At 66.5% G+C, this 6583-nt stretch carries 6 protein-coding genes; 5 read left to right on the top strand and 1 reads right to left on the bottom strand.

Going from position 1 to position 6583, the window contains the following annotated elements:
* Positions 1–7: 7 nt before the first annotated feature.
* Positions 8–1372 carry a cardiolipin synthase gene (gene cls / locus ACFORG_RS22000; protein WP_386738079.1) on the top strand — a complete coding sequence of 455 codons (1365 nt, stop codon included), beginning with the start codon at positions 8–10 and terminating at the stop codon, positions 1370–1372.
* Between the two features lie 4 nt (positions 1373–1376).
* Here cls and ACFORG_RS21995 read toward each other — a convergent pair whose 3' ends face one another.
* Complete coding sequence (locus tag ACFORG_RS21995) at positions 1377–1811, bottom strand: ion channel (RefSeq protein WP_386737739.1); 435 nt, start codon at positions 1809–1811, stop codon at positions 1377–1379.
* A gap of 117 nt (positions 1812–1928) precedes the next feature.
* On the opposite strand from ACFORG_RS21995, the gene ACFORG_RS21990 reads away from it, so the two are divergent.
* Genes ACFORG_RS21990 through ACFORG_RS21975 form a run of 4 tightly spaced genes read left to right on the top strand, consistent with a single transcriptional unit; the run spans position 1929 to position 6528 of the window.
* Complete coding sequence (locus ACFORG_RS21990; RefSeq protein WP_386737738.1) at positions 1929–2591, top strand: ABC transporter ATP-binding protein; 663 nt, start codon at positions 1929–1931, stop codon at positions 2589–2591.
* Positions 2588–4993 carry an ABC transporter permease gene (locus ACFORG_RS21985; RefSeq protein WP_386737737.1) on the top strand — a complete coding sequence of 802 codons (2406 nt, stop codon included), beginning with the start codon at positions 2588–2590 and terminating at the stop codon, positions 4991–4993. Before ACFORG_RS21990 ends, ACFORG_RS21985 begins: the two co-directional genes overlap by 4 nt.
* Positions 4983–6020: a lipocalin-like domain-containing protein gene (locus tag ACFORG_RS21980; RefSeq protein ID WP_386737736.1), complete on the top strand. Its 1038-nt coding sequence runs from the start codon at positions 4983–4985 to the stop codon at positions 6018–6020. Before ACFORG_RS21985 ends, ACFORG_RS21980 begins: the two co-directional genes overlap by 11 nt.
* Entirely contained in the window at positions 6013–6528 is a 516-nt protein-coding gene (locus tag ACFORG_RS21975) for a pyridoxamine 5'-phosphate oxidase family protein (protein WP_386737735.1), read from the top strand. Before ACFORG_RS21980 ends, ACFORG_RS21975 begins: the two co-directional genes overlap by 8 nt.
* The last annotated feature ends 55 nt before the right edge of the window (positions 6529–6583 follow it).

The raw sequence follows: 6583 nt of genomic DNA, 5'->3' as shown, positions 1-6583 counted from the left end.
GGCGGCGATAATGTCGGCCGTGCGCGCGGCACAGACCGCGCGGACGCCGCAAGGGGCGATGGGCTGGGGCGTGTTCCTGCTGACCACGCCGTGGATCGCGGTGCCGCTTTACCTGTTTCTCGGGCATCACCGGTTCAAGGGATACCGCCTGACCCGCAATGAAAGCGCGCGGGTGGCGGCCGGGATCAGGCAGTTGGCGATCGATGCGGCGCCCGATCCCGAGTCCCTCGAGATGAACCACCTGCCCTTTGAACGGGTGGCGAACCTGCCGGTCACGCGGGGCAATTCCGCCGAGCTGCTGATCGATGGCGATGCGACCTTTGACGCGATTTTCGAGGCGGTCGACGCGGCGCAGGATTACGTGCTGGTGCAGTTCTACATCGTGCGCGACGACGCGCTTGGGCTGGAACTGCGCGACCGGCTTATCGCGGCGCGCGCGCGCGGCGTAAGGGTCTGTTTCATGACCGACCGGGTCGGCAGTTACGGCCTGCCGCTGCGCTATTACGAGGATCTCGCCTCGGCCGGGGTCGAGGTGGTGGAGCCCGGCGATCAGCGCGGCCCCAAGCACCGGTTCCAGATGAACTATCGCAACCACCGCAAGACCGTGATCGTAGACGGGTTGGTGGGCTTTATCGGCGGGCACAATGTCGGGGTCGAATACCTGGGGCAGGACCCGGAATTCGGCCATTGGCGCGATACGCATGTGCGGCTGCGCGGCCCGTTGGTCCAGCAGCTGCAACTGATCTTCGTGGAGGATTGGCACTGGGCCCGCGACGAGGAAGCGCTGCTGGACGATCTTGCATGGCAGCCACGCCTTGCCGAGGAGGACATGAACGGCGTGATCGTGGCCACGGGTCCGGGCGACACCACCGAGACGGGGTCGATGCTGTTTTTCGCCTCGATCGCCGCCGCGCGCGAGCGGGTCTGGATCGCCTCGCCCTATTTCGTGCCCGATCTCGACGTGATGAGCGCGTTGCGTCACGCCGCGCTGCGCGGTGTCGATGTCCGGCTGCTGGTGCCCGACGTGATCGACCACCGGCTGCCGTGGCTGGCGGCCTTTGCCTATTTCGACGAGCTGCGCGGTGCCGGGGGCCGGGTGTTCCGCTACACGGACGGGTTCATGCACCAGAAGGTTTTCGTCGTGGATGAGGCGCTGGCCGCGGTGGGCACCACCAATCTCGACAACCGGTCGTTCCGATTGAATTTCGAGGCGATGGCGCTGTTCTTCGACAAGCGGGCGGCGTTGGACGTGGCCGACATGCTGGAGGCGGATTTCGCAAATGCATTCGAGTTGCGGCGCGGACTCGACAGCCAGCCGCCGTCGATCCGGTACGGGGCGCCGCTGGCACGGCTCTTTGCGCCGATCCTCTAGCCGGTCAGCGGATCATGCGCCCTTCGAACAGGCGCGCCATCATCGCGACGAGAAACGCGGTAGAAAGCCCGATGGCGAGGATGCCCGTGACTGATGCGAAGGCGCCGAAGATGCGGGTGCCCGGCTCGAGCACGACATCGCCGTAGCCAAGGGTCGTGTAGGTTACGAGTGAGAAATAGATCGCCTCGTTCCAGTCGGCGAGGACCTCGAACATCACCCAGACCACGGCCCATATCCAGACCTGCAGGGTATGCGCCAGCACGATGACCAGAAGCGCCACGCCGACGATCCCCGTATTCCGCCACAGCGCCGAGCGACGGCGCCAGCGCACGCCCAGAACCCGGATCCATTGGGTGCAGGCTGCCAGCAACAGGATCTCGATCGCGAAGCACAGCCCGAGAAACAGCGTCCCCCACAAGATTTGATGTCCAAGTCCCATCCGCGCCCCTTCCTCGTCGCCCCGGCAGAATGACCGGGCACCGGGGCAAGGGCAACCGGGCAATTCCGCCCGTGCATGGTCTGGACAGTGGCGCGGGATGCGTCACATTGCAGGGCGATGACCGAGAACCCTGCCCTTTTGTCCTTTGCGAACGTGACCAAGACCTATCCCGGCGGCCGTCCGGTGCTGCAGGGTGTGTCGCTGCGACTTACGCCGGGCGAAACGGTGGCGCTGACCGGCGAAAGCGGCAGCGGGAAAAGCACGCTGCTGAACCTAGCCGGCGCGCTGGACGGCGCTGATGCGGGCGAGATCGTGGTCGACGGTGTCAGCCTGTCCGGGCTGGACGATGCCGGGCGTGCGGCGTTGCGACGCGAGCGTGCGGCGCTTGTCTTTCAGCAGTTCAACCTGATCCCGTCGATGAGCGTGGCGCAGAACCTTGCCTTTCACGCGCGGCTTGCGGGCCGCGAGGATGCGGGCTGGACCGCCGAGATCGTTGAGCGGCTGGGCCTTTCGGATCAACTGGACAAGTACCCCGAGCAATTGTCGGGCGGCCAGCAGCAACGGGTGGCCATCGGGCGCGCCATGGCAACGCGGCCGCGTCTTTTGCTGGCCGATGAGCCGACCGGAAACCTTGACGAGACGGCAAGCGACGCGGTGTTGTCGCTGATGCTGGAGCTGGTGACGGAGACCGGAGCGGGCCTGTTGCTGGTCACGCATTCGGCGGCCATCGCAGAACGTCTTGACCGGCACATTCACCTGTCGCGGGGGCGGCTTTCGTGACCGGTGCCGTGCTGGCCGCGCTCTGGTCCCACTGGCGGCGGCATCCCTTGCAGCTTGTGACCTTGCTGGTGGGTCTGGCGCTGGCCACGGGGCTGTGGTCGGCGGTGCAGGCGATCAATGCCGAGGCAAGGGCGAGCTATGCGCGGGCCGAGGCGCAGATGGGTGGCGGCAGCTTTGCGGAATTGCATGGGCAAGGGCGGGAAATCCCGCTGGAGACCTATGTTGCCTTGCGCCGTTCGGGGTGGCTGGTGTCGCCGGTGCTGGAGGGACCTTTGCGCCACGGCGGCCGCGTTTTCACCGTGATGGGGGTGGATTTCCTGACCCATCCGCCGCTGCCGGCCATCGCCGAAAGCGGGGCGGAGATCGCACCGCTGGACGCGCTGGGTGCGCCGGGACGGGTCTTTGCGCGGCCGGGCGATGCGGCTCATCTGGCTGGCCTTGATGCGATGCCGCCGCTGATCGAAAGCGACGCGGTGCCGCCCGGCCTGCTCCTGACCGATATCGGTGCGGCCGAGCGTCTGTTGAACCGTGGCGGCGAGATTTCACGCCTCGTCGTGCTGCCCGGGCAACCCTTGAACCGCCCGCCGCTGGAAGAGATTGCGCCCGAGTTGCAACTGGTGGAGCCCGAGGCGCAAGCCGATGCCGCACGCCTGACCGACAGTTTCCACCTGAACCTGACGGCCTTTGGGTTCCTGTCCTTTGCGGTTGGGCTGTTCATCGTGCATGGCACGGTGGGTCTGGCACTGGAACAGCGCCGCGGCATGGTCCGTACCTTGCGGGCGCTTGGGGCGCCGCTCAGCACGATCACGCGGCTGGTTGCGGCGGAACTGCTGGCGCTGGCGTTGGTCGGCGGGCTGGCTGGGCTGGTGCTGGGCTACCTGCTGGCGGGGCTTTTGCTGCCCGACGTCTCGGCCACCTTGCGCGGGCTATACGGTGCGCCGGTCGATGGCCGCCTGAGCCTGCGCCCCGGTTGGGTTCTGTCCGGCCTCGCCATGGCGGTTGTCGGAACTCTGGCCGCCTCGGGCGCGAGCCTTGGCCGGCTCGCACGGATGCCGCTGCTTGCCGGAGCGGGCAGTCGGGCCTGGAGCCTCCGCCCGCGCGGCTGGCAGGCGATGGCGGCCGGAGGGATGGCGCTGATCGCGGTGGGAATATCTGCGGTTCTGCTGTTCGACGGGCTGACGGCGGGTTTCGTCTTTCTCGGCGGTTTGCTGATGGGCGGCGCGCTGCTTTTGCCGCCCGCGCTGGCGCTGATCCTGCGTCTTGCGGCTGCGCGCGCGCGGGGGCCTGTGGCGCAATGGGTGTGGGCCGATATGCGTGCACAGCTTCCCGGTATCTCATTGGCGCTGATGGCTTTGCTGCTTGCGCTTGCCGCCAATATCGGTGTCGGCACCATGGTGTCGAGCTTTCGCCTGACCTTTGTCGGATGGCTGGATCAGCGCCTGGTCTCGGAGGTCTATGTAACCGCGCGCGATGATGCGCAGGGCGCGGAGGTAGCAGAGTGGCTGCAAACACGCGCCGATGCGGTGCTGCCGATCCGGTCGACCGAGATCCGGTATGAAGGGGCGCCGCTTTTCGTCTACGGGATCGTGGATCACCCGACCTATAGCGAGAACTGGCCGCTGCTCGACGCCGTTCCCGGCGTGTGGGCGCGTGTGGCCGGGGGCGACGGGTTGCTCATAAATGAACAACTGGCGCGGCGCGAGGGGCTTGGACCCGGTGACGCGATCACGCTGGCGCCCGATTGGCAGATGCAGGTGGTCGGCGTCTATTCCGACTATGGCAATCCGACGGGTCAGGCCATCACGTCTCTCGACCGGCTTCTGGCGCAGGCCGAAGCCGTTCCGAACCAGCAATTCGGCGTGCGGATCGCGCCCGATCAGGCCACGGCGCTGGTGCAGGAGTTGCGCGCGACCTTTGACCTGCCGCCGCGCGGGGTGGTGCAGCAGGCGGGCGTGAAAGCGCAGTCGCTGGCGATCTTTGACAACACCTTCGTGGTGACGGGGGCGCTGAACGTTCTGACGCTTGGGGTTGCGGGATTTGCGATCCTGACCAGCCTGCTGACGCTTTGGACCCAGCGCCTGCCGCAGATTGCACCGGTCTGGGCGCTGGGGCTGACACGGGCACGGTTGGCACGGCTGGAGTTGATCCGCAGCGCGGCGCTGGCGGCGATGACGGCGGTGCTGGCCTTGCCGCTGGGTCTGGTCCTGGCCTGGGCGCTGTTGGCGGTGATCAATGTCGAGGCGTTCGGCTGGCGGCTGCCGATGCATCTGTTTCCGCTGGACTGGCTGCGGCTTTTCGCGCTTGCCATCCTTGCCGCGCTTGTGGCCGCGGCCCTGCCCGCCCGCAAACTCAACCGCCTGCCGCCGGCACAGATGCTGAGGGTGTTTGCGAATGAACGTTAGGGCACTGATACTGGCGCTTCTGCTGCCGGTGATGGCGCAGGCGCAGGGATTTGCCGGGCTGGGCACGACGGCCGAAGGGTTCGCGGTGCCTGACCCAGCATATCGGCTGAGCTTTCCGACCGATCACGGCGCGCATCCCGCCTACCGGATCGAATGGTGGTACGTCACCGCCACGCTAAAAGGCGATGACGGGCGCGACTATGGCGTGCAATGGACGCTGTTCCGCTCGGCCCTCGCGCCGGAAGAGCGCGCAGACTGGCAGAGCCCGCAATTGTGGATGGGCCACGCTGGGTTGACCACGCCTGAACAGCATTACAGCGCCGAACGACTGGCGCGCGGCGGTATCGGTCAGGCCGGTGTCACGACGGAACCGTTTTCCGCCTGGATCGACGAATGGCACCTTGAAGGGCCCAATTTTGACCAGCTGACGATGGCGGCGGCGGGAGAAGAGTTCGCCTATGCGCTGGAGATGGAAGCGCAGGGACCGCTGGTTCTGCATGGGGTCGAAGGGTATTCGGTCAAATCCGCCGACGGTCAGGCCAGCCATTACTATTCGCAGCCGTTCTATGCAGTCGAAGGCGTGCTGACCCTGCCAGGGGGTGATGTCGCGGTGACGGGCAATGCGTGGCTCGATCGCGAGTGGTCCTCGCAACCTTTATCGGAGGATCAGAGCGGGTGGGATTGGTTCTCGCTTTCCTTCGATACCGGGGAAAAGATGATGGCGTTTCGGCTGCGCGGCGGGCGGGGCGATTTCACCTCGGGAACCTGGATTGCCCCCGACGGCACGGCAGAGCCAATCCCCGACGGCAGGATCGAGGTGGAACCGCTGCGCGAGGCCCGTGTCGCGGGGCGCGAGGTGCCGGTGGAGTGGCGGTTGCGCCTGCCCGCGCGGGGCGTGGATGTCGAGGTGGTGGCGATGAACGATCAATCGTGGATGGATACGAGCTTTGCCTACTGGGAGGGGCCGGTGACGATCACGGGGAGCCATGCGGGCCGAGGGTACCTGGAGATGACGGGATATGAGTGATTTGGCGGCGGTTCTGGACGAGGCATGGGGGCTGCTCGCGCGCGGTGGACTGGTGACGGTGTGCACGGTGTCCGGTGGCGCCCCGCGCGCACGTACCGTTGTTCTGCGCGAAACGGACCGGGCGCAGGGGCGTGTAGGATTTTACACCGACGCGCGATCAACCAAAGTGCGGGAGATCACGGAGAACCCGCAGGTTGCCCTGCTGATCTGGCGCGAGCCCGCGCAGGTGCAGTTGAGGCTGACAGGTCGGGCAACTGTCGAGACGGGCCTGACCGATCTGTGGCAGACCATCCCCGAGGACAGGCGCGAACCCTATAGCCACCAACCCGCCCCCGGCACGCCCATTCCCGCCGCCGACGCATGGGAGGAACAGCCCGCGCCCGAGCATTTCGCCCGTGTCACCGTGACACTGGATACGATCGAGCATGTTAGCCTTGCCAACAGCGGTCATACCCGCGCGCTTTTTTCATCAAGGGATCGGTGGGGCGGGCAATGGATGTCGCCTTGACGGAGAAAACCGGTCTCCGAGCGCCCTGCCCGCCCGCCTTTTGATTGACCAAGGG

Source organism: Lutimaribacter marinistellae, from assembly GCF_042648365.1.
In the GTDB taxonomy this organism is placed as follows: Bacteria; Pseudomonadota; Alphaproteobacteria; order Rhodobacterales; family Rhodobacteraceae; genus Lutimaribacter_A; species Lutimaribacter_A marinistellae.
This window is presented reverse-complemented; position numbering and strand designations above follow the sequence as displayed.

What these genes read in the sequence shown, in the direction of transcription:
- ACFORG_RS21980 (WP_386737736.1), top strand. Translation starts at nt 4,983, where the DNA reads ATGAACGTTAGGGCACTGATACTGGCGCTTCTGCTGCCGGTGATGGCG.
- ACFORG_RS21990 (WP_386737738.1), top strand. Translation starts at nt 1,929, where the DNA reads ATGACCGAGAACCCTGCCCTTTTGTCCTTTGCGAACGTGACCAAGACC.
- ACFORG_RS21995 (WP_386737739.1), bottom strand. Translation starts at nt 1,811, where the DNA reads ATGGGACTTGGACATCAAATCTTGTGGGGGACGCTGTTTCTCGGGCTG.
- ACFORG_RS21975 (WP_386737735.1), top strand. Translation starts at nt 6,013, where the DNA reads ATGAGTGATTTGGCGGCGGTTCTGGACGAGGCATGGGGGCTGCTCGCG.